The following is a 22,672-nucleotide window of genomic DNA, read 5'->3' as shown; positions in this document are numbered from 1 at the left end:
GGAGAACCGGGCGGCGCTGCGTGAAAGGGGTGTCAGGACTGCAGGGCTGCGTTCCCGGCCACGATGGTGAGCTCGTCGTTCTCCATCGAGAGGAAACCGTCCTCCGCCGTCGCGACGATCTTCTCGCCGTTCGACTGCGTGATGCGGACCTGTCCTTCGGCGAGGATCGCGAGCACGGGCTCGTGACCGGCCATGAAGCCGATCTCGCCCTCGACCGTCTTGGCCACGACGAGGCTCGCCTCGCCGTGCCAGACCTCCGCCTCAGCGGAGACGAGGGTGACGGTCAGCGCCATGTCAGCCGTTCTCCTTCTGGATCTGAGCCCACTTCTCTTCGACGTCGCCGATGCCACCGACGTTGAAGAAGGCCTGCTCGGCCACGTGGTCGAAGTCACCCTTGACGATCGCGTCGAACGACTCGATGGTCTCCTTGATCGGGACCGTGGAGCCCTCGACGCCGGTGAACTTCTTGGCCATGTAGGTGTTCTGCGAGAGGAACTGCTGGATGCGGCGTGCGCGCGACACGACGATCTTGTCCTCTTCGGAGAGCTCGTCGACACCGAGGATCGCGATGATCTCCTGCAGTTCCTTGTTCTTCTGAAGGATCTGCTTCACCGACGTGGCCACACGGTAGTGATCCTCACCGATGTAGCGCGGGTCGAGGATGCGGCTCGTCGAGGTCAGCGGGTCGATCGCGGGGTACAGACCCTTCGATGCGATCTCACGCGAGAGCTCGGTGGTCGCGTCGAGGTGCGCGAACGTGGTCGCCGGAGCCGGGTCGGTGTAGTCGTCGGCGGGGACGTAGATCGCCTGCAGCGAGGTGATCGAGTGACCACGCGTCGAGGTGATGCGCTCCTGGAGCACGCCCATCTCGTCGGCGAGGTTCGGCTGGTAACCCACGGCGGAGGGCATGCGGCCCAGCAGCGTGGAGACCTCGGAACCGGCCTGCGTGAAGCGGAAGATGTTGTCGATGAAGAGGAGCACGTCCTGCTTCTGGACATCGCGGAAGTACTCCGCCATCGTCAGCGCCGACAGGGCGACACGGAGGCGCGTCCCCGGCGGCTCGTCCATCTGGCCGAAGACGAGGGCGGTCTTGTCGAAGACACCCGCCTCTTCCATCTCGGCGATGAGGTCGTTGCCCTCACGGGTGCGCTCACCGACACCGGCGAACACCGACACACCACCGTGGTCCTGCGCGACGCGCTGGATCATCTCCTGGATGAGGACGGTCTTGCCGACACCGGCGCCACCGAACAGACCGATCTTTCCACCCTGCACGTACGGGGTGAGCAGGTCGATGCTCTTGATGCCGGTCTCGAACATCTCGGTCTTGGACTCGAGCTGGTCGAAGTTCGGCGCCTGGCGGTGGATGCCCCAGCGCTCGGTGACCTCGATGGTCTCGCCCGGTGCGGCGTTCAGGACGTCACCCGTGACGTTGAAGACCTTGCCCTTGGTGACGTCGCCGACGGGAACCGTGATGGGACCGCCGGTGTTGCGCACCTCCTGGCCGCGGACCATGCCGTCGGTCGGCTTCAGCGAGATGGCGCGGACGAGGTCGTCGCCCAGGTGCTGGGCGACCTCGAGGGTGATCTCGGTCGACTGGTCGCCGATCACGATCGTGGTCTTCAGAGCGTTGTAGATCTCGGGGATCGAGTCGTGCGGGAACTCGATGTCGACGACCGGGCCGGTGACGCGCGCGACGCGGCCGACGACGGGGGTCTCCGTCTTCTCAGCGGTGAGGCTCATGGCTTCTCTTCTTTCGTGTGGTCTATTTGCCCGACGCCAGCGCGTCGGCGCCGCCGACGATCTCGGCGATCTGCTGCGTGATCTCCGCCTGACGCGCGTTGTTGCGCAGGCGGGTGTAGTCGGTGATGAGCTTGTCGGCGTTGTCGCTGGCGGACTTCATCGCCTTCTGCGTGGCGGCCTGCTTCGCGGCGGACGACTGCAGGAGCGCGTTGAACACGCGGCTCTGCACGTACACCGGCAGCAGCGCGTCGAGCACCGTCTCGGCATCCGGTTCGAACTCGTAGAGCGGGTAGACCTGGCTCGATGCCGTGTCCTCCGCCTCGACGACCTCGAGGGGCAGCAGACGGACCGTCTCCGGCGTCTGCGTCATCATGCTGACGAAGCGGTTGTAGACGAGATTGATCTCATCCACGCCGCCCTCGCCGCCGCCGAGCTCGTACGCGGCGATCAGCGCCGCCGCGATCTCCTCGGCCGTCGAGAACGCCGGGGTGTCGGTGTCACCGATCCACTCCCCCGCCGTCGCGATGCGACGGAACTGGAAGAATCCGACCGGCTTGCGGCCCACCAGGAAGTAGACCGGCTCGACACTCTGGCTGCGCAGCAGCTCGCCGAGCTGCAGAGCCTCGCGGATGACCTGCGAGTTGAACGCGCCGGCGAGGCCGCGGTCGGAACCGAAGACGACGACGGCGGAACGACGGATCTGCTCCCGCTCGGTGGTCAGCGGGTGCTGCACGTTGGAGTGCGTCGACACGGCGGAGACGGCACGCGTGACGGCCCGCGCGAAGGGGTTGGACGCGCGGACGCGAGCCATCGCCTTCTGGATGCGCGAAGCCGCGATGAGTTCCATCGCCTTCGTGATCTTCTTGGTCGTCTGAGCAGAAGAGATCTTCTGCTTGTAGACCCTGAGTTGTGCGCCCATAGGTTATGAGTCTCCCGTCGGCGTCAGCCGCGGCGGCCCTTGACGATCTTCTCCTGGTTCACGTCATCGACGTCCGCAGCAGCGACCTCTTCGTGACCCGGCGTGCCGAGTGCCTGACCCTTGCCGCCCTGGAACTCGAGGACGAAGGCGTCGACGGCCTTCTCGAGCTCGCCGGCGGTGTTGTCGTCGAGCACGTTCGAGTCGCGCAGGGTGTCGAGGATCGACGTGTTCCGCTTCAGGTGGTCGAGCAGTTCGCGCTCGAAACGGAGGACGTCCTCCACCTCGATCGTGTCGAGCTTGCCGTTCGTTCCGGCCCAGATCGAGACGACCTGCTCCTCGACGGGGTACGGCGAGTACTGCGGCTGCTTCAGGAGCTCCGTCAGACGTGCACCACGGGCCAGCTGTCGACGCGACGCGGCGTCGAGGTCGGATGCGAACATCGCGAAGGCCTCGAGCGAGCGGTACTGGGCGAGCTCGAGCTTGAGCGTTCCCGAGACCTTCTTGATCGACTTCACCTGGGCGTCGCCACCGACACGCGAGACCGAGATACCCACGTCGACCGCGGGACGCTGGTTGGCGTTGAAGAGGTCGGACTGCAGGAAGATCTGGCCGTCGGTGATCGAGATCACGTTGGTCGGGATGTACGCCGAGACGTCGTTGGCCTTGGTCTCGATGATGGGCAGACCCGTCATCGAACCGGCACCGAGCTCGTCGGACAGCTTCGCGCAACGCTCGAGCAGACGCGAGTGCAGGTAGAAGACGTCACCGGGGTACGCCTCACGGCCCGGCGGACGACGCAGGAGCAGCGACACGGCGCGGTAGGCCTCGGCCTGCTTCGACAGGTCGTCGAAGATGATCAGGACGTGCTTGCCCTCGTACATCCAGTGCTGCCCGATGGCCGAGCCGGTGTAGGGAGCGAGGTACTTGAAGCCGGCGGGGTCGGATGCCGGGGCCGCGACGATCGTCGTGTACTCCATGGCACCGGCGTCCTCGAGGGCGCCCTTCACCGAAGCGATGGTCGAGCCCTTCTGGCCGATCGCGACGTAGATGCAGCGGACCTGCTTCGTGACGTCGCCCGACTCCCAGTTGGCCTTCTGGTTGATGATCGTGTCGATCGCGATGGCCGTCTTACCGGTCTGGCGGTCGCCGATGATCAGCTGGCGCTGACCGCGGCCGACGGGGATCATCGCGTCGATGGCCTTGATGCCGGTCTGCATCGGCTCGTGGACCGACTTGCGCTGCATGACGCCGGGCGCCTGCAGCTCGAGGGCGCGGCGGCCGGTCGTGGCGATCTCGCCGAGACCGTCGATCGGGTTGCCGAGCGGGTCGACGACGCGGCCGAGGTAGCCCTCGCCGACACCGACCGAGAGGACCTCGCCGGAGCGGGTGACCTTCTGGCCGGCTTCGATGCCCGAGAAGTCACCGAGGACGACGACACCGATCTCGTGCTCGTCGAGGTTCTGCGCGAGGCCCTCGACGCCGTTCTCGAAGCGCACGAGCTCGTTCGCCATCACGCCGGGCAGGCCCTCGACGTGGGCGATGCCGTCCGCGGCGTCGACGACGGTGCCGACCTCGGTCGCCGCTGCCCCGGTGGGCTCGTAGGCGGCGACGAAGTCTTTCAGCGCGTCACGGATGACGTCGGGGCTGATGGACAGTTCTGCCATGGTCTTCCTTCTTAGTGAGGTCTTGTGGCGGGCACCTGGCCTGCCGGGTCCGCTCCTCGGTGGAGCGGGAAGAGTCAGCCCGCCAGACGCTGGCGGAGGTCGCCCAGTCGGGACGAGACGGTGGCGTCGATCACGTCGTCGCCGATCTCGATACGGACACCGCCGACGACCGTGGGGTCGAGGACGACGTTCAGCGAGACCTCGGTGCCGTAGCGCGCCGCGAGGGTGCGCTGGAGGCGGGACGTCTGCTCGTCGGTGAGGTCCGCGGCCGCGAAGACGGTGGCCACGGCGCGACCGCGCTGGTCCGCGACGACACGCAGCGCACGGCTGAGCATCGAGCGGACGCGTCGATCCCGCGGTACCTGGACGAGAGACGACACGATCGCAACCGTCGATGCGGCGGCGCGGCCGTTCAGCAGGCTCTCGATGAGCGCGCCCTTGGCGGATGCGTCACCGAGCCGGCTGCCCAGCGCGAGCTCGAGCTCGGGATTGGCAGCGATCGTGCGCGCCACGGAGAAGAGCTCGGCCTCGACGTCGACCTGCGGCTCGGCCATGGCGGCGGCGCGGACGCCGGCCTCCTCGATCCCCGAGATCAGGTCCGCCGACGACGACCAGCGCTCGGCGACGGCCGCGTCGAGGACCGACCCGGTCGCAGCCGAGTACCCGCCGAAGACGCGCGAGACGAGCGCACGTCGAGCTTCGGCGGGCACCGAGGCATCCGAGAGCGCGCCGCTCAGCTGCGACGAGCCGGCCAGGGTGCGCACCGCGGCGAAGAGCTCGCGGGCGACACCGAGGTCGACGCCCGGCGCGGCCGTGAGGGCCGACGTCGTCGCCGCGAGGGCTTGAGTGGTCGCGCTGCCCATTACTTCGCTGCCTTCTCGGAGGATTCGAGGTCGGCCAGGAAGCGGTCGACCACGGCCTTGGCCTTGGCGTCGTCGGACAGCGTCTCGCCGATGACACCACCGGCGAGGTCGAGGGCGAGGGTGCCCACTTCGCTCCGCAGCGAGACGAGCGCGGTCTGGCGCTCGGCCTCGATCTGGTGGTGCGCAGCGGAGGTCAGGCGTGCGGCCTCGGCCGACGCGTTGTCCTTGGCCTCGGCGACGATCTTCTTACCGTCCTCACGGGCGGTCTCGCGGATCTCGCCGGCCTCCTTGCGAGCCTCGGCCAGCTGGGCCGTGTACTCCTCGAGGGCGGCTTCCGCCTTGCGCTGAGCCTCGTCGGCCTTCGCGATGTTGCCCTCGATGGCAGCGGCGCGCTGGTCGAGCAGGACCTGCATCTTCGGGAGGGCGACCCGCCAGAAGACGAACAGGATCACGACGAAGCAGACCCCGGACCAGATGATGTCGTACCAAGCCGGGATCAGCGGGTTGTGAGACCCGCCCTCTTCGGCTGCGTACGCGACAAGAGCGTTCAGCATCCTGTCTCCTTAGTGATCTGAGTCGCGGTTTACTGGAAGATGAAGTAGGTCGCGATGCCGATGAAGGCGAGCGCCTCGGTGAAGGCGATACCGATGAACATCAGGACCTGCAGGCGACCGGCCAGCTCGGGCTGACGGGCCACGCCCTCGATCGTCTTGCCGACGACGATGCCCACACCGATGGCGGGGCCGATGGCGGCGAGGCCGTAACCCATCGTCGCGACGTTGCCCTCGAGGGCGGCGAGAACCGTAGTTGCGTCCACGGAGGTGTTTCCTTTCGGTTGGATGGCTCGGCGTGCGCCGGACCGCTTAGTGCTCTTCTGCCACCGCGAGCTGGATGTAGACCGCGGTGAGGATGGCGAAGACGTATGCCTGGAGGAAGGCGACGAAGATCTCGAAGATCGTGAAGGCGAACCCGAACGCGAGCGTTCCGGCCGCGAGCGCCGAGAACCAGCCGCCCAGGGTGATGAGGAAGAACTGCGTCGCTGCGAAGAACAGGACGAGCATGAGGTGCCCGACGATCATGTTCATCAGCAGTCGGAGCGTCAGCGTCACGGGCCGGATGATGAACGTCGAGAGGAACTCGAGCGGGATGATCAGGATGTAGAGGAACCAGGGCAGCCCGGGAGGCATCAACGAGTTGCGGAAGAAGTTCCCGGGGCTCGCCTTGATACCGGCGTAGATGAAGGTGACGTACGCGACGAGCGCGAGGAGGAGGGGCACCGCGACGATCGACGAACCTGCGATGTTCAGGAACGGGATGACACCCGTGATGTTCATGAACAGCACCATGAAGAAGATCGTGGTGAGGATCGGCAGGAACCGGCGTCCGTCCTTCTTGCCGAGCAGGTCTTCGGCGATGTTGACCCGGACGAAGTCCAGGCCCATCTCGACGACGCTCTGGAAGCGGCCGGGGACGACCGTCATGCGGCGGGTGCCGAGCCAGAAGATCAGGACGATGGCGATCGTCGCGAGGATCTGGATGAGGTGGATCCGGTTGACGACGAGGGGGCCGATCGAGAAGACCGCATCGGGGAAGAACTCCGAGATCGACGGTCCATGGAACTCGTCAGGGGCGTCTTCGGCGGCAGTAGCGATCAGGGTCGCAGCTTGAGTAAACAGCGCTGGCTCCAGCTTCGGGGCGTCGATCTATCGATCGGGCGACGATGGTCGGTGAGCTGACTCCGCAGGCGTTCCCGTCGGGGTTCAGGCGGGCTCGGAAACAGCCTATCAGGCCTCTGGGGTGCTGGTGTCCCCGTGCCGACGCTCCCCCGCCTCCACCTCTGCGGCCTCGACCTCTGCCGCGGTGGGCAGCGTCGTGTCGCTGACCGCCGGCATCCGCATGCGCATCATGACGACGACGTCGACGACGAGCGAGGCGATGATGCTCACGATCAGGGAGATGAGGAACACCATCGGCGTGAGCCAGGGCTGGTCGCGGAGGACGAAGAGCACCACGAGGAAGACGACGAACTTCAGGATCCATCCGCCCATGACCGACCCGAAGAAGATCGGGACGAACAGCGGGTCGCCGTAGAAGCGGTTGGCGATGAGGATCGAGACGATCGTGAAGGCGAGGAACACGGCCGCCATGAGGACCGCCACGAGCGCGCTCGACAGTCCCGAGACGCCTGCCACGAGCAGACCCACGACTCCCCCGACGACGGCGAGGACCAGGGTGACGATGCCCGACCACACCAGAGCGGTGCGGAGCATGCGGGTGGAGGACAGGGCGCTCATGAGAGGGCCTTTCGCTCGGGCGCGACCGGACGGGCACGGCGCGCGGGGGGAAGGGTGACGAGGACGCACGCGACGCATCCGATGATCAGGAACGCGACACCGGGCCAGTACCGCCCCGGCCACCCCTTCGTCGTGCCGATGTACATCAGGAGGACGGAGAGGGAGACGACCGCGGTCCATGCGTAGAACACGAACACGGCGTTGCGGTCGGTGTGACCCATGTCGAGCATCCGGTGATGGAGGTGCTTGCGGTCGGGCGAGAACGGCGACTTGCCCTGCGCCATGCGGCGGACGACGGCGAGACCGAAGTCGACGAGAGGGAGCAGCACGATGACCACGGGGAGGATGACGGGGATGAAGGCACCGAGTAGCTGCGAGCGGCCGAAGAGATCGTTGTCGCTCAGCAGGTTCGGCGGCAGATTGCCCGTCACGACGATCGCGGACGACGCCATCATGAGCCCGAGCAGCAGCGCACCGGCATCCCCCATGAACATCCGCGCCGGGTTCCAGTTGAACGGGAGGAAGCCCGCGCACATGCCGAGCAGCACGATGGCGATGAACACACCCGTGTTGCTCTGCTCGCTGTTGTCGAAATCGCGCACGAGCATGGCGGAGTAGGCGAAGAACACCGCGTTGGCGATGAGGCAGACACCGGCGACGAGGCCGTCGAGACCGTCGATGAAGTTGACCGCGTTCATGACGATCACGATCAGGAGGATCGACAGGCTGATGCTCACCCAGCTCGACACGACGACCTGCTGGCCGAAGGGCAGATAGAAGATCTGGATGCCGCCGAGGAACACGACGATCCAGGCGGCGACGAACTGGGCGCCGAGCTTGATCATCCAGTCGAGGTCCCAGAGGTCGTCGGCGACGCCCACCACGACCATGAGCGCGGCGGCCCCGAGGAGCGACCACACCATCGACGGCTCCTGCCAGACGATCGCGAAGGCGGGGAGCTGCGAGGACAGGACGAAGAAGCCGAGCATCCCGATGAACATCGCCACGCCGCCCAGCCGCGGCGTCGGGGTCTTGTGCACGTCCCGCTCGCGGATCGCCGGGTGGAGCCCGAATCTCATCGCCACGCGCCACACGACCCACGAGAAGACGAAGGTGAGGGCGCCGGTGATGACGAACGCGAGCAGGTAGTCCCTCACGCGGCGTCGGATTCTTCGGGGTCGACCGGATCGGGCTCGAGGAGGTCGCCGAGGACGTCGCGGAGGTCCTGGCGCGAGACGGCGCCGTCGCGGAGGACCGTCACCGGGCGCCGGTCGCGACCGACGAGGCCGGTCGCATCGATGATCGTCGAAGCGACACCGGTCTCGACGAGGCCGCCGTCGAGGTACACCGAGACGCTGTCGCGGAGCATCTGCACGGCCGAGTCGATCCCGAGCGCGGCGGGCTTGCCCGTCAGGTTCGCGCTGGACACCGCGAGCGGGCCGGTCTCCTCGAGGAGCTCGAGGGCGAAACGGTCGTTCGGCATCCGCACCGCGACGGTGCCGCGCGTCTCGCCCAGGTCCCACCGCAGCGACGGCTGAGCCGGGAGCACGATCGTGAGCCCGCCCGGCCAGAAACGCTCGACGAGACGCTCGACGGGTTCGGGGACCTCGGCCACGAGGGCGCGCATCGTGTCGGGTCCCGAGACGAGGACGGGGGGCGGCGACTGCCGCCCGCGACCCTTCGCGGCGAGCAGGCGAGCCACCGCCGACGCGTTGAAGGCGTCCGCGGCCACACCGTAGACGGTGTCGGTCGGCATCACGATGAGTTCGCCGCGTCCGATCGCTTGCCGTGCCTGGCGGAGAGCGGGCAGCAGCTGGTCGGCGTCACGGCAGTCGAGAACGGGAGACATATCCGCAGCATTCTACGAGGAGCGCCCCTCCTGCACCTGCGAGAACACGGGAGGAGGGCGCCGGAGGGACGTGGTCGAGGTCAGGGGCGGAGGGCGGTCGTCGCGCGGTCGCGCAGGGTGAGGTCGGGGTGGGTGGCGGCGCCGCGCCACCCGTCGGCGCTCAGGATCTCGCGGATGCCGGGCCCCTGCCACTCGCCGTGCTCGATCACGAGGGTGCCGCCGGGGTGCAGCAGGCGCAGCGCGACGCCCGAGAGGACGCGGACGACGTCCAGACCGTCGGCGCCGCCGTAGAGGGCCGCGGGCGGATCCCAGAAGCGGACCTCGGGGTCGCGCGGGACGGCGTCGTCGGGAACGTACGGAGGATTCGAGACGACGACCGAGACGGTGCCGTCGAGCTCGGGGAAGGCGTCGGCGAGGTCGATGAAGGCGAGCCGGGCGTGCGGTGCCTGCTCCGCGAAGTTCTCCTTGGCCCAGATGAACGCCTCGACCGAGTTCTCGGCGGCGTGCACGCGCGCGTGCGGCACCTCGGTGGCCAAGGCCAGGGCGAGGGCTCCGCTTCCCGTCCCCAGGTCGACCGCGACGGGCTCGGGGCCGGGAGCCTCGCGGAGCGCGTCGATCGCGAGCTGGGCGACCATCTCGGTCTCGGGACGCGGGACGAACACGCCGGGACCGACCCGCAGCTCCATGTGCCGGAACGGCGCCCGGCCGGTGAGGTGCTGAAGGGGTTCGCGCGCCGCGCGGCGTTCGACGAACTCGGCGAAACGCGTCGCCTCGAGCTCCGGCATCCGATCACCCCGCATCATCGCGGCAGCCAGCTCGCCACGGCCGAGCCCGAGGACATGGGCCGCGAGGAGTTCGGCGTCCACATCGGCCGACGGGACGCCGGCGGCGGCGAGGCGCGCCGCCGCGGTGCGGACGAGGGGTGCGAGGTCGCTGCCGGCGGGCGCGTCGGAGATCCGTGAAGTCGACATGGGAAAGCCCAGGATACCGCGCGCCGCATCGTCACACAGGGCCACCGGCCGCAGGCGCGCCTTAGGCTGGGGGACGCATCGCGGGCACCTGAACCGCGACCCAGATCTCCATCCGCACGGAAGGCATCCCATGACCGGCATCCACTCCGACATCACCAGCGCATTCGGCAACACTCCCCTGGTCCGACTGAACCGCGTATCGGAGGGCCTGCCCGGGACCATCCTGGCCAAGCTCGAGTTCTACAACCCGGCATCCTCGGTCAAGGACCGCCTCGGCATCGCCATCGTCGACGCCGCCGAGGCCTCGGGCGAGCTGAAGCCCGGCGGCACGATCGTCGAAGGCACGAGCGGTAACACCGGCATCGCCCTGGCGATGGTCGGCGCAGCCCGCGGGTACAAGGTCATCCTGACGATGCCCTCGTCGATGTCGGTCGAGCGCCGGATGCTGCTGCGCGCCTACGGCGCCGAGCTCGTTCTCACCGACCCCTCCCTCGGCATGAAGGGCGCGGTCGGCGAAGCCGAGCGCATCGCCGCCGAGACCCCGGGCGCCGTGCTCGCCAAGCAGTTCGCCAACCAGGCCAACGTCGAGATCCACCGGAAGACGACCGCCGAGGAGATCCTCCGCGACACCGACGGCGCCGTCGACTACTTCGTCGCCGGCATCGGCACGGGCGGCACCATCACCGGTGTCGGTCAGGTGCTCAAGGAGCGGGTACCGTCCGCGAAGGTCGTCGCCGTCGAGCCCAAGGACTCGCCGCTGCTGACCGAGGGCAAGCCCGGCCCCCACAAGATCCAGGGCATCGGCCCGAACTTCATCCCCCCGATCCTCGACCAGGGCGTCATCGACGAGGTCCAGGACGTCACGTTCGACGACGCGATCGAGACCGCGAAGAAGGTCGCGACGACCGAAGGCATCCTCGTCGGCATCTCGTCCGGTGCCGCCATCTGGGCCGCGCTTCAGGTCGCGGCTCGCCCCGAGGCCGAGGGCAAGAACATCGTCGTCATCATCCCCTCGTTCGGCGAGCGGTACCTGTCGACCGCGCTCTTCGAGGAGTTCCGCGACTGACCCGCACGCCGACACCCGGAAGGTCCGCCGTGCCCCGCACCGCCCCCTCGTTCGTCCGCAGCGTCGCCGCCGCGGCGCGGTCCGTCCGTGAGGACGTGGCCTCCGCGAAGCTGCGCGATCCCGCGGCCCGCGGCGGCGCCGAGATCGCGCTGCTCTATCCGGGACTCCACGCCGTGTGGAGTCACCGGGTGGCGCACGCGCTGTGGCGGCGCGGCAGGCGGTTCCCGGCGCGCGCACTCTCGCAGGTGACCCGCTGGCTGACCGGGATCGAGATCCACCCGGGGGCCACCATCGGGCGACGGTTCTTCATCGATCACGGCATGGGTGTCGTCATCGGCGAGACCGCCGAAGTCGGGGACGACGTCATGCTCTACCACGGGGTGACGCTGGGCGGCCGGACCCGGGACGGTGGCAAGCGGCATCCCACCCTCGAGGACGGCGTCGCCGTCGGCGCGGGCGCGAAGATCCTCGGGCCGATCGTGATCGGGGCGCACTCGGTGATCGGGGCGAACGCCGTCGTGACGAAGGATGCCCCCGCGGACTCCGTCCTGGTGGGCGTACCGGCACGCGCGCGTCGGCGCACGGCGAACGAGGACACCCGGGCGATCCTCATGGCGCCCGAGTACCACATCTGACCCGGCTCAGGCCTCCGAGCCGACCGCGGCCAGCTGCGCCTCTTCGTCCGCGGCGATCGCGGAATCGATGAGGGGGCCGAGCGCGCCGTCCATCACCTGGTCGAGGTTGTAGGCCTTGTACCCGGTGCGGTGATCCGCGATGCGGTTCTCGGGGAAGTTGTAGGTGCGGATGCGCTCGGAGCGATCCATGCCGCGGATCTGCGACCTGCGCGCGTCGGAGGCCGCGGCATCCCGCTCCTCCTGCTGCTTGGCGAGCAGGCGTGCGCGGAGGACGCGCATACCGGCTTCGCGGTTCTGCAGCTGGCTCTTCTCGTTCTGCATCGAGACGACGATGCCGGTCGGCACGTGCGTGATGCGGACGGCGGAGTCCGTCGTGTTGACCGACTGCCCACCCGGTCCGGACGAGCGGAAGACGTCGATCTTGAGGTCGTTCGGATCGATCTGGACCTCTTCGGGCTCGTCGACCTCGGGGAACACGAGAACACCGGTCGTCGAGGTGTGGATGCGCCCCTGCGACTCGGTCGCGGGCACGCGTTGCACGCGGTGCACGCCGCCCTCGTACTTCAGGTGCGCCCAGACGCCCTGCGCCGGGTCGCTGGACGAGCCCTTGATCGCGATCTGGACGTCTTTGTACCCGCCGAGGTCCGATTCGTTGCGTTCGAGGAGCTCGGTCTTCCAGCCGCGGGATGCCGCGTACTGCAGGTACATGCGAAGGAGGTCCGCCGCGAACAGCGCCGACTCGGCGCCGCCCTCGCCCGCCTTGATCTCGAGGATCACGTCGCGGGCGTCGTCGGGGTCGCGCGGGATCAGCAGGCGCCGGAGCTTCTCCTGCGTCTCGGCCAGGCGCTGCTCGAGCGCCGGGACCTCCTCAGCGAAGGCGTCGTCCTCCTTGGCCAGCTCCCGACCGGCGGCGAGGTCCTCCTCCGCTCCGTGCCACGCATCGTACGCGGCGACGATGCGGGAGAGCTCCGCGTACCGCCGGTTGACGCGCTTGGCGCGCGACGCGTCGGCGTGCACCGCGGGGTCGGAGAGTTCCTCCTGGACCGCGCGGTGCTCGTCGATCAGCGTCTGGACGGATTCGAACACGGCTCGAGGCTCAGCGGATGCTGTTCTCGTGCGCGTGGCCGCCGGCGGCGGGGGCCGGCATCGACTTCTGCATCTGCACGAGGAACTCGACGTTCGACGTCGTCTCCTTCAGCTTGCCGAGGACGACCTCGAGGGCCTGCTGCTGGTCGAGGCCGGCGAGGGCGCGACGCAGCTTCCACGTGATCTTGACCTCGTCGGCCGAGAGGAGCATCTCCTCGCGACGGGTGCTCGACGCGTTGACGTCGACGGCGGGGAAGATCCGCTTGTCGGCGAGCTGACGCGACAGGCGCAGCTCGCTGTTGCCGGTGCCCTTGAACTCCTCGAAGATGACGTCGTCCATCTTGGAGCCGGTCTCGACGAGAGCCGTGGCGAGGATCGTGAGCGATCCGCCGTTCTCGATGTTGCGCGCCGCGCCGAAGAAGCGCTTGGGCGGGTAGAGCGCCGAGGCGTCGACACCACCGGTGAGCACGCGGCCCGAGGTGGGCGCCGAGATGTTGTAGGCGCGGCCGAGGCGCGTGATCGAGTCGAGGAGGACGACGACGTCGCGACCGAGCTCGACGAGACGCTTCGCACGCTCGATGGCGAGCTCGGCGACCGTCGTGTGGTCCTCGGCGGGGCGGTCGAAGGTCGAGGCGATGACCTCGCCCTTGACCGTCCGCTGCATGTCGGTGACCTCTTCGGGACGCTCGTCGACGAGGACGACCATGAGGTGGACCTCGGGGTTGTTCGTCGCGATCGCGTTGGCGATCTGCTGCAGGACGATCGTCTTACCGGCCTTGGGAGGCGCGACGATGAGGCCGCGCTGGCCCTTGCCGATGGGAGCCACGAGGTCGATGATGCGCTGCGTCAGCTTCTCGGGCGCGGTCTCGAGGCGCAGGCGCTCCTGCGGGTAGAGCGGGGTCAGCTTGCCGAACTCGACACGCGTGGCGGCGTCCTCGACCGACAGGCCGTTGACGGCGTCGACCTTGACGAGCGCGTTGTACTTCTGGCGGCTCGACTGCTCACCCTCGCGGGGCTGCTTGATCGCGCCGACGACCGCGTCGCCCTTGCGCAGGTTGTACTTCTTGACCTGGCCGAGCGAGACGTAGACGTCGCTCTGCCCGGGCAGGTAACCCGTGGTGCGGACGAAGGCGTAGTTGTCGAGGACGTCGAGGATGCCGGCGATCGGGATGAGGACGTCGTCCTCGCCGATCTCGGTGTCGAACTCGTCGCCCGTCGACTGCCCGCGGCGCTTGTTGCGCTGGCGGCCGCGGCCCTGGCCCTGCTCGTCGTCGGAGACCGACTCGGCGGCGGGCTTGTCGGCGGGCGCGTTCTGAGCGTTGCCGTTCTGAGCGTTGCCGCCCTGGCCGTTGCCGCCCTGGTTGCCGTTCTGGCCGTTCTCGCCCTTGTTGCGGTTGCGGCTGCGGCTGCGGCTGCGCGACCGGCTGCGGCCGGTCCCCTCGCTGGAGCCCTCGGAGTCGTCTCCGGATGCCGCGGTGTTCGCGTCGCTCGATGCGGACGCGTTCGCGTCGTCGGATGCCTGCTCGGCGGGTGCCTCGGCTGCGGCCGGGGCGGCGCTGGTCTCGGTCGCCGGAGCGTCCGCCGGCGTGGCGTCAGCGGCTGCCGGAGCGGCGTCGGCGGCAGCAGCAGCGGCGTCGGCGGCAGGCGCTGCCTCGGCAGGAGCGTCACCGCTCTTGGCACGGCGCGGCGCACGCTTGCGCGGCGCCTTCGCCGGCTTCTCGTCGGCCGGCTTCTCGTCAGCGGATGCCTCGACTGCGGGTGCAGCGTCCTGGGCGACGGTCCCGTCTGCGACGGCCTCGTCTGCGACGGGCTCGGCTGCAGCAGCGGCCTTCTTCGCGGAGGTCCTCCGTGCGGGGCGCTTCGCCTGCACGGGCTCCTCGGCGGGCGCGGCGGCCTCGTCGGTGGACGGCTCGGTCGCCTCGTCTGCGGCGGGCGCGGCTTCGACGGCAGTCGAGTCGGCGGTGTCCGCAGCGGCATCCGTCGTCGCGTCCTGCGCGGCGGCCGTGGTGGTCTCGTCGGCGGCAGCGCCGCCGGTGGCGACGTCGTCGCCGGTCTGGATCTCGGAGATGGACTCCACGAGTTCTCCCTTTCAGATGTGGAAAGTCATAACCGCAGGTGGTTCCGTCCACGACGGATCCGAATCCTCAGCGGGGTGTTCGCGCAGGCACAGAGTTGCGCAGGCCCGTCAGGAGGGGTGTGCGGTGGTTCGCAGATTGCGAGTGGAGGGCAGATTCACGTGATTACGTGGCATCCTCCGTATGGTCCCTCACTGTACCACCCCGCACATCGACGGCCAGCAGCAAGGGTTTCCATGGCGTGTCCGTCGACGTGGCGGCGAAATCGACCGCTTCGAGTCGTCGACCCGGCCCGTCGGCGAGGACGAGGACGCTGGGTCCTGCGCCCGAGACGACGGCGGCGAACCCGGCGGCACGCAGGCCCTGCACGAGTGCATCCGTCGCGGGCATCGCCTGCGCCCGGTACGACTGGTGGAGCTTGTCCTCCGTCGCCGCCATGAGCAGTTCGGGGCTCTGCGTCAGCGCCGCGATGAGCAGAGCCGACCGCGACACGTTGAAGACGGCGTCCTCGCGCGTGACGTGGAGCGGCGCGAGACCGCGCGCGACCGAGGTCGACATCGTGAACTCGGGGACGAAGACGAGCGGTGAGACCCCGCGGTGGACGGCCAGCTTCTTGTGCTGCGGCCCCGTGGAGTCCATCCACGCGATCGTCAGCCCGCCGAACAGAGCGGGCGCCACGTTGTCGGGGTGCCCCTCGAGCTCGGTCGCCAGGCGCAAGAGGGTCTCGGGGCCGAGGGTGACGTCGCCCTCGAGCAGTCCCTGCGCCGCGAGCAGTCCCGCCACGACGGCTGCACCGGAGGATCCCATGCCGCGGCCGTGCGGGATCACGTTGTGCGCGCGCAGACGGATGCCGGGCATCGGCCGACCGGCCGCCTCGAACGCGTACGCCATCGAGCGGACCACGAGGTGCGAGGCATCCGTCGGGACGTCGGCGGCCCCCTCCCCCGAAACCTCGATCTCGAGGCCCGGACCGTCGAGCGCGGTCACGACGAGTTCGTCATGGACGCTCAGGGCGAGACCGAGAGTGTCGAAGCCGGGCCCGAGGTTGGCGCTCGTCGCGGGGACGCGAACGGCGACGGAGCGCCCCGCGAGCGTCATCCCGCCACGCGGGTGAGGTCGAGCGCGGAGGCCACCTCGCTGGTCGCCGCGTCCACGACGATGGGCTCGACCTGCGAGCCGTCGGGGTTGCGGAGCGCCCACTGCGGGTCCTTCAGGCCGTGGCCGGTGACGGTGAGGACGACCTTGGCGCCGTTCGGGATGACACCCGCCTCGGCACGGTCGAGCAGACCGGCGACGCTGATCGCCGACGCCGGCTCGACGAAGACGCCGACGGTGCCCGCGAGGAGCTTCTGCGCCGCGAGGATGCGCTCGTCGTCGATCGCGCCGAACCAGCCGTCGGTGGCTGCGCGGGCTTCGAGGGCGAGGTCCCAGGACGCGGGGTTGCCGATGCGGATGGCCGAGGCGATCGTCTCGGGGTTCTTGACGACCTCGCCGCGCACGAGCGGCGCGGAGCCCTCGGCCTGGAAGCCGAACATGCGGGGCACGCGCGTCGCGATGCCGCGCTCGGCCTCTTCGCGGTAGCCGCGCGAGTAGGCGGTGTAGTTGCCGGCGTTGCCGACGGGGATGAAGTGGAAGTCGGGGGCGTCGTCGAGCTGGCTGACGACCTCGTAGGCGGCCGTCTTCTGTCCCTCGATGCGGTCGGGGTTGACCGAGTTGACGAGGTGCACCTTGTACCCGCCGGCGAGCTCGCGCGCGATCTCGAGGCAGTCGTCGAAGTTGCCGCGGATCTGGATGAGCTGGCCGCCGTGGGCGACGGCCTGGCTGAGCTTGCCCATGGCGATCTTGCCCTCGGGGACGAGGACGGCGGCCGTGATGCCGGCGTGCGCGGCGTAGGCGGCCGCGGATGCCGAGGTGTTGCCGGTCGACGCGCAGATGACGGCCTCGGCTCCGTGCTCGACGGCACGGGAGAGGGCGACGGTCATGCCGCGGTCCTTGAACGAGCCCGTCGGGTTCATGCCCTCGAACTTGATGTAGACATCGGCTCCGGTGATGCGCGACAGCGACGCCGCCGGGATGAGCGGGGTGCCGCCCTCGCCGAGCGTCACGACGGTCGAGGCGTCGGTGACGCCCAGTCGATCGGCGTACTCGCGGAGGACTCCGCGCCAGACGTGTGCCATGTCAGTCTCCTTCTACCCGCAGGACCGAGACCACCCGACGCACCGCGCTGGTGGCAGCGAGGCGCTCGACGGTGTCGGCCAGGTCCTGCTCCCGGGCCGTGTGGGTTCCGATGACGAGGTGCGCGACGGCATCCCCGCTGTCCTGGGCGACGGCGCCGCCCGAGGTGGTCTGTTCGACGGTCGCGATGGACACGTTCCCGTCGCTGAGGATGCCGGCGACGGTGGCGAGCACACCCGGCCGGTCATCGACTTCGAGCGTGATCTGGCAGCTCGTCCGGATGCGGCCGATCGGCACGATCGGCAGGCCGCCGCGCGTCGACTCGCCGACTCCGGGTCCGCCCGCGACGTGGCGCCGCGCAGCCGAGACGACGTCGCCGAGGACGGCGGACGCGGTCTGCACTCCCCCGGCACCCGCGCCGTAGAACATCAAGTCGCCGGCGGCCTCGGCCTCGACGAACACGGCGTTGTTCGCGCCGTGCACCGAGGCGAGGGGGTGCTCGCGGGGAACCAGAGCGGGGTAGACGCGGACCGAGATCGCCTCGCCGTGCGGCGCGGCGTCGGGCTGGTCGACGAGACGTTCGCACACGGCCAGGAGCTTGACGACGTAGCCGGCCTTGCGGGCGGCCTCGATGACGCCGGCATCCACGGCCGTGATGCCTTCGCGGTGCACGGCGTCGAGCGGCACGGTCGTGTGGAAGGCGAGGCTCGCGAGGATCGCCGCCTTCTGCGCGGCGTCGTACGCCTCGACATCCGCCGTCGGGTCGGCCTCGGCGTAGCCGAGCCGCTGCGCTTCGGCGAGCACCTCGTCGAAGCCGAGACCTTCGCGGTCCATGCGGTCGAGGATGTAGTTCGTCGTGCCGTTGACGATACCCATGATCCGTCGCACCCGGTCGCCGGCGAGCGAGTCGCGGAGCGGCCGGATGATCGGGATCGCGCCGGCGACGGCCGCCTCGTAGGCGACGGTGGCCCCGACCTGGTCGGCGGCGTCGAAGATCTCGCTGCCGTGGGTCGCAAGGAGCGCCTTGTTCGCCGTGACGACGTCGGCGCCGGAGGAGAGGGCGTGGAGGATGCGGGTGCGGGCGGGCTCGAGCCCCCCGGTGACCTCGATCACGATGTCGGCGCCCGCGATGAGGGTGTCGGCGTCGGTCGTGAACAGGTCGCGGGGAAGGTCCGCTTCGCGCGGGGCGTCGACATCGCGGACGGCGATCCCGACGAGGTCGAGCGGTGCTCCGGCTCGGTCGGCGAGCTCGTCGGCGTGCGTCAGCAGCAGCCGGGCGACCTGGGATCCGACGGCGCCGGCTCCCAGGAGCGCGACGCGCAGGCGGCGGGGTTCGATCATGCGGACTCCTCGGAGGTGCGGGATGCCGGTGCGACGCCGAGGTCGCGCGCCAGCAGGTCGTTCTCGTCCTCGCCGCGGACGATCAGCCGAGCTGTGCCGGCACTCACGGCCACGACGGGAGGTCGGGTCAGGTAGTTGTAGTTGCTCGCGAGCGAGAAGCAATAGGCGCCCGTCGCCGCGACGGCGACGAGGTCGCCGGGCTCGACGTCACCGGGGAGGTACTCGTCCGACACCACGATGTCGCCCGCCTCGCAGTGGCGCCCCACGACGCGCGTGAGAGCGGGGGCGGAGTCGCTCCGGCGGCTCGCGATGCGCGCGCTGTAGTCCGCGCCGTACAGGGCTGTGCGGGCGTTGTCGCTCATGCCGCCGTCGACGCTCACGTAGAGCCGTTCGAGGTCGTCCGAGACGCGCACCGGCTTCACCGTGCCGACCCGGTACAGGGTCACCCCGGCGCGTCCGACGATGGTGCGGCCCGGCTCGAAGGCGAGCTCGGGCATCGGGATGCCGCGGCTCTCGCACTCGCGCGCGACCGCCGCGACGATGCCGTCGGCGAGCTCCGCGATCGGGGTCGGGTCGTCCTTGGACGTATAGGCGATGCCGAAGCCGCCGCCGAGGTTCAGGAGGGGAACGTCGCCTCCCTCGCGGAGCCGAGCGTGCAGCTCCACGACACGAGCGGCGGACTCGGCGAAGCCGGCGGTCCCGAAGATCTGCGAGCCGATGTGGCAGTGCAGTCCCGCGAAGCGCAGCGACGGAAGTTCTCGGATGCGGGCGACGGCGGCCTCGGCATCCGTCAGCGCGAAGCCGAACTTCTGATCCTCGTGGGCCGTCGCCAGGAAGTCATGGGTCTCGGCGTGCACGCCGCTGTTGACGCGGATGAGGACGGTTTGGACGCGCCCCTGGGACTCGGCTTCGGCGGCGATCCGCTCGATCTCGACGAGCGAGTCGATGACGATGGAGCCGACGCCGACCCGAACCGCGCGGCTGATCTCGGACGGCAGCTTGTTGTTGCCGTGGAGGCCCAGGCGGGCAGGGTCCGCTCCCGCCGCGAGCGCGACGGCGAGCTCGCCGCCGCTGGCGACGTCGACACCGAGGCCCTCGGCGGTGACCCAGCGCACGACGTCGGTCGTGAGCAGAGCCTTGCCCGCGTAGTAGACCCGGGCCGTGCCGCCGTGGCGGGCCGCGGCATCCCGGAACGCCGTCAGCACCTCGCGGGCGCGAGCGCGGACGAGGTCCTCGTCGACGACGTACAGCGGGGTGCCGAACCGCTCGGCGAGCTCCGCCGCGGACACTCCCCCGAAGACGATCGCCCCGCCGTCGTCACGGACGGCTCCCTCGGGCCACACGGCCTCGACGAGCGCGTTCGCGTCATGCGGCTGAGTCAGCCACTCGGGCACGGCGGGACGGTCGGAGGTGGTGGACACGCAGGGGCACCAATCGGGGTGGGAACGGGTACGTCGGGCGGTGTGGCCACGCCCCGACGGTGCCCACAGTCTAGGGCACCGGGGCGGAGCACCCCGGCTCCGTGACGCTAGCGGTCGCCGTCGCAGGAACCGGGTTCCTGCGCGGCCTTGTCGCGGAGGATGGCACTGTCGATCTCGAAGTCCGCGACGATCCCGCGCTCCGCGACGGAGACACCCGTGAGGGTCATCGCCTTCGGCAGGTACTGAGACACGCAGACCGGCAGCTCCTCCAGCATCGAGCCGACGAGCGGACCGAGCTGCTGGCGGAGCGCGTCGGCCGACACATCTGCGCCGCCGAGACGGAACGTCGTGGGCGACAGGACGATCTGGCCGTCGCGGGCGGCGGGCGACAGGGTCACCCCCACGGGGACCGACGTGCCGAGGATCGGGAACGCGGTGTCGAGGGCGACGTCGGGCGGATCGAGCGTCACCGACTCCGCGGGGAAGCCGTCCACCTTCGACAGCAGGGCGCGGGTCTGAGCCTGATCCAACACGACCGTCGCGTTCGCCGACGACCAATCGGCACCGGTGTACATCGGAACGTCGTCCGCTGTCACGTCGACGTCCGCCGTGATGCCGTTGAGCTCGACATCGTCAGCGCTCAGCCTGATCTCGGGCAACTGTCCGACCACGACGAGAGGCAGCAGGAGCGGCGCGGGGATGTCGACGTCGATCTTCTGGTCGGCCGGGAGGCCGACGTTCTGGACGATCTGATCGCGGATGATCTGCGGCGTGACGATGCGTGCCGCGACCTCCGCCGCGACGAGGAGTCCGACGACCGCGAGGACGATGACGACCGCCCAGGTGACCCCTCGACGGGGACGACGGCGAGCAGGCCGGACCTCGGTCACGGTCGCCACGTCACATCCGTTCGGGCGCGCTGACGCCGAGCAGGTCGAGTCCGTTGCGCAGGACCTGACCCGTCGCGTCGTTCAGCCACAGGCGCGTGCGGTGCACGTCCGTGACCTCCTCGTCGCCGAGCGGGGTGACGCGGCACGAGTCGTACCAGCGGTGGTAGAGGCTCGCGAGCTCCTCGAGGTACCGGGCGATGCGGTGCGGTTCGCGCAGCTCCGCCGCGAAGGCGACGAGGCGCGGGAACTCCTGCAGCGCGCCCAGGAGCGCGGACTCGGTCTCGTGCGTGAGCAGCTCGGGAGCGAACGCGTCGCGCGCGACGCCGGAATCGGCGGCGTTGCGGGCGACGTTGTGCGTGCGCGCGTGGGCATACTGCACGTAGAAGACCGGGTTGTCGTTCGTCCGCTTCTGCAGGATCTCGGGGTCGAGCGTGAGCGGCGAATCGGCCGGGTAGCGCGCGAGCGAGTAGCGCAACGCGTCGGTCCCGAGCCATTCGCGCAGGTCGTCGAGCTCGATGATGTTGCCGGCGCGCTTGGAGAGGCGCGCACCGTTGATGGAGACGAGCTGCCCGATGAGCACCTCGATGTCCTTCTCGGGATCGTCGCCGGCCGCGCCGGCGAGCGCCTTCAGGCGGTGCACGTAACCGTGGTGGTCGGCGCCGAGCAGGTAGATCTTGTGCGCGAAACCGCGGTCGCCCTTGTTCAGGTAGTAGGCGGCGTCGGCGGCGAAGTACGTGTACTCCCCGTTCGAGCGGCGGATGACGCGGTCCTTGTCGTCGCCGAAGTCGGTGGTGCGCACCCACACGGCGCCGTCGGCGTCGAAGACGTGACCCTGCGCGCGCAGGCGGTCGACGGCCTCGTCGACGAGGCTCGGGCCACCGTCCGCGCTCTTCGCGTGCAGCGTCCGCTCGCTGAAGAAGACGTCGAAGTGGACGTTGAACTTCTCGAGGGATGCCTGGAGCTCCGCGAGCTGCAGTTCGTAGGCCTTGTCGCGGGCCGCGGCCACGCGTGCGTCCTCGGGCAGGTCGGCGATGCCGGGCTCGGCCTCGGCGACACGCGCCGCGAGGTCGTCGATGTAGGCCCCGGCGTAGCCGTCCTCGGGAGCCGGCTCGCCCTGCATGCGGGCGAGCACCGAGCGACCGAACCGGTCCATCTGCGCGCCGGCGTCGTTGATGTAGAACTCGCGGACGAGGGTCGCGCCGCTCGCGAGCAGCAGACGGGCGATCGCGTCGCCGAGAGCCGCCCAACGCGTGTGCCCGATGTGCATGGGACCGGTCGGGTTCGCGCTGACGAACTCGAGGTTGATCGTGTTGCCCTCTTGCGAGCGCCCGTGCCCGAAGGCCGTGCCCGCCTCGACGATCGTCTTCGCGAGCGCGCCGGCAGCGGCGGCATCCAGTCGGATGTTGATGAACCCGGGGCCGGCGACCTCGACCGAGGCGATGCCGTCGACGGCAGCGAGCGCGTCGGCGACCTCGGCCGCGAACTCGCGCGGGTTCGCACCGACCTGCTTCGACAGCTTCAGCGCGGCGTTGGATGCCCAATCGCCGTGGTCGCGGTTCTTCGGGCGCTCGACGGGGAAGTCGGCGAGCGTCAGAGCCTCACCGGAGCCGGGTCGTCGCGCCTCCACGAGCGGGGAGACGACGGCGAGAAGGGCTGCGGAGAGGGCTTCTGGAGTCATAG

22 protein-coding genes are annotated in these 22,672 nt (G+C 69.6%); 2 read left to right on the top strand and 20 right to left on the bottom strand.

Annotation, left to right across the window (positions count from 1 at the left end):
- Positions 1-32: 32 nt before the first annotated feature.
- The 12 genes from MRBLMI1x_RS08595 to prmC form a co-directional block, all read right to left on the bottom strand.
- Positions 33-293, bottom strand: a complete 261-nt coding sequence (locus MRBLMI1x_RS08595; RefSeq protein ID WP_018188622.1) for a F0F1 ATP synthase subunit epsilon — start codon at positions 291-293, stop codon at positions 33-35.
- Between the two features lies 1 nt (position 294).
- Positions 295-1,743, bottom strand: coding sequence for a F0F1 ATP synthase subunit beta (gene atpD, locus MRBLMI1x_RS08590; RefSeq protein WP_018188623.1), 1,449 nt, complete (start codon positions 1,741-1,743; stop codon positions 295-297).
- 22 nt (positions 1,744-1,765) lie between these two features.
- Positions 1,766-2,662 (bottom strand): F0F1 ATP synthase subunit gamma, encoded by an 897-nt coding sequence (locus MRBLMI1x_RS08585; RefSeq protein ID WP_018188624.1) that lies wholly within the window; start codon positions 2,660-2,662, stop codon positions 1,766-1,768.
- A 23-nt stretch (positions 2,663-2,685) separates the two neighbouring features.
- Positions 2,686-4,326, bottom strand: a complete 1,641-nt coding sequence (atpA, locus tag MRBLMI1x_RS08580) for a F0F1 ATP synthase subunit alpha (protein WP_018188625.1) — start codon at positions 4,324-4,326, stop codon at positions 2,686-2,688.
- 74 nt (positions 4,327-4,400) lie between these two features.
- Entirely contained in the window at positions 4,401-5,189 is a 789-nt protein-coding gene (locus MRBLMI1x_RS08575) for a F0F1 ATP synthase subunit delta (RefSeq protein ID WP_363458172.1), read from the bottom strand.
- Positions 5,189-5,743, bottom strand: a complete 555-nt coding sequence (locus tag MRBLMI1x_RS08570) for a F0F1 ATP synthase subunit B (protein WP_116228681.1) — start codon at positions 5,741-5,743, stop codon at positions 5,189-5,191. The genes MRBLMI1x_RS08575 and MRBLMI1x_RS08570 overlap by 1 nt, the downstream gene beginning before the upstream one ends.
- Before the next feature lie 29 nt (positions 5,744-5,772).
- Entirely contained in the window at positions 5,773-6,006 is a 234-nt protein-coding gene (atpE, locus tag MRBLMI1x_RS08565) for an ATP synthase F0 subunit C (RefSeq protein ID WP_018188628.1), read from the bottom strand.
- A gap of 46 nt (positions 6,007-6,052) precedes the next feature.
- Complete coding sequence (gene atpB / locus MRBLMI1x_RS08560) at positions 6,053-6,844, bottom strand: F0F1 ATP synthase subunit A (protein ID WP_223247006.1); 792 nt, start codon at positions 6,842-6,844, stop codon at positions 6,053-6,055.
- 129 nt (positions 6,845-6,973) lie between these two features.
- Complete coding sequence (locus MRBLMI1x_RS08555) at positions 6,974-7,483, bottom strand: hypothetical protein (protein ID WP_020096826.1); 510 nt, start codon at positions 7,481-7,483, stop codon at positions 6,974-6,976.
- Positions 7,480-8,640, bottom strand: a complete 1,161-nt coding sequence (locus tag MRBLMI1x_RS08550; protein ID WP_018188632.1) for an MraY family glycosyltransferase — start codon at positions 8,638-8,640, stop codon at positions 7,480-7,482. Before MRBLMI1x_RS08550 ends, MRBLMI1x_RS08555 begins: the two co-directional genes overlap by 4 nt.
- Positions 8,637-9,332, bottom strand: coding sequence for an L-threonylcarbamoyladenylate synthase (locus MRBLMI1x_RS08545; RefSeq protein WP_018188633.1), 696 nt, complete (start codon positions 9,330-9,332; stop codon positions 8,637-8,639). Before MRBLMI1x_RS08545 ends, MRBLMI1x_RS08550 begins: the two co-directional genes overlap by 4 nt.
- An 80-nt stretch (positions 9,333-9,412) precedes the next feature.
- Positions 9,413-10,303 (bottom strand): peptide chain release factor N(5)-glutamine methyltransferase, encoded by an 891-nt coding sequence (gene prmC, locus MRBLMI1x_RS08540; RefSeq protein WP_363458166.1) that lies wholly within the window; start codon positions 10,301-10,303, stop codon positions 9,413-9,415.
- Positions 10,304-10,433: 130 nt separating this feature from the next.
- Here prmC and cysK point away from each other — a divergent pair, with 130 nt between their 5' ends.
- Entirely contained in the window at positions 10,434-11,369 is a 936-nt protein-coding gene (gene cysK / locus MRBLMI1x_RS08535) for a cysteine synthase A (protein ID WP_018188635.1), read from the top strand.
- 29 nt (positions 11,370-11,398) lie between these two features.
- Entirely contained in the window at positions 11,399-12,004 is a 606-nt protein-coding gene (gene epsC, locus MRBLMI1x_RS08530; protein WP_363458162.1) for a serine O-acetyltransferase EpsC, read from the top strand.
- Positions 12,005-12,010: 6 nt separating this feature from the next.
- Here epsC and prfA read toward each other — a convergent pair whose 3' ends face one another.
- The 8 genes from prfA to MRBLMI1x_RS08490 form a co-directional block, all read right to left on the bottom strand.
- Complete coding sequence (prfA, locus tag MRBLMI1x_RS08525; RefSeq protein WP_018188637.1) at positions 12,011-13,090, bottom strand: peptide chain release factor 1; 1,080 nt, start codon at positions 13,088-13,090, stop codon at positions 12,011-12,013.
- A 10-nt stretch (positions 13,091-13,100) separates the two neighbouring features.
- Positions 13,101-15,167, bottom strand: coding sequence for a transcription termination factor Rho (rho, locus tag MRBLMI1x_RS08520; protein ID WP_363458159.1), 2,067 nt, complete (start codon positions 15,165-15,167; stop codon positions 13,101-13,103).
- A gap of 163 nt (positions 15,168-15,330) precedes the next feature.
- Positions 15,331-16,263 (bottom strand): homoserine kinase, encoded by a 933-nt coding sequence (gene thrB / locus MRBLMI1x_RS08515; protein ID WP_018188639.1) that lies wholly within the window; start codon positions 16,261-16,263, stop codon positions 15,331-15,333.
- A complete protein-coding gene (gene thrC, locus MRBLMI1x_RS08510; RefSeq protein ID WP_336124301.1) occupies positions 16,260-17,342 on the bottom strand; it encodes a threonine synthase in 1,083 nt (360 codons plus the stop codon). The genes thrB and thrC overlap by 4 nt, the downstream gene beginning before the upstream one ends.
- Position 17,343: 1 nt before the next feature.
- Entirely contained in the window at positions 17,344-18,681 is a 1,338-nt protein-coding gene (locus MRBLMI1x_RS08505) for a homoserine dehydrogenase (RefSeq protein ID WP_018188641.1), read from the bottom strand.
- Positions 18,678-20,102 carry a diaminopimelate decarboxylase gene (gene lysA / locus MRBLMI1x_RS08500; RefSeq protein ID WP_363458154.1) on the bottom strand — a complete coding sequence of 475 codons (1,425 nt, stop codon included), beginning with the start codon at positions 20,100-20,102 and terminating at the stop codon, positions 18,678-18,680. The genes MRBLMI1x_RS08505 and lysA overlap by 4 nt, the downstream gene beginning before the upstream one ends.
- A gap of 107 nt (positions 20,103-20,209) precedes the next feature.
- Positions 20,210-21,001, bottom strand: coding sequence for an LmeA family phospholipid-binding protein (locus tag MRBLMI1x_RS08495; RefSeq protein ID WP_026303028.1), 792 nt, complete (start codon positions 20,999-21,001; stop codon positions 20,210-20,212).
- A 1-nt stretch (position 21,002) separates the two neighbouring features.
- Positions 21,003-22,670, bottom strand: coding sequence for an arginine--tRNA ligase (locus MRBLMI1x_RS08490; protein ID WP_020096815.1), 1,668 nt, complete (start codon positions 22,668-22,670; stop codon positions 21,003-21,005).
- Between the last annotated feature and the right edge of the window lie 2 nt (positions 22,671-22,672).

The sequence above is a fragment of the Microbacterium sp. LMI1x-1-1.1 genome (assembly GCF_040676205.1).
Classification (GTDB): Bacteria; Actinomycetota; Actinomycetes; order Actinomycetales; family Microbacteriaceae; genus Microbacterium; species Microbacterium aquilitoris.
Note: the sequence above shows the minus strand (reverse complement) of the source record. Positions and strands in the feature narration are given on the sequence as shown.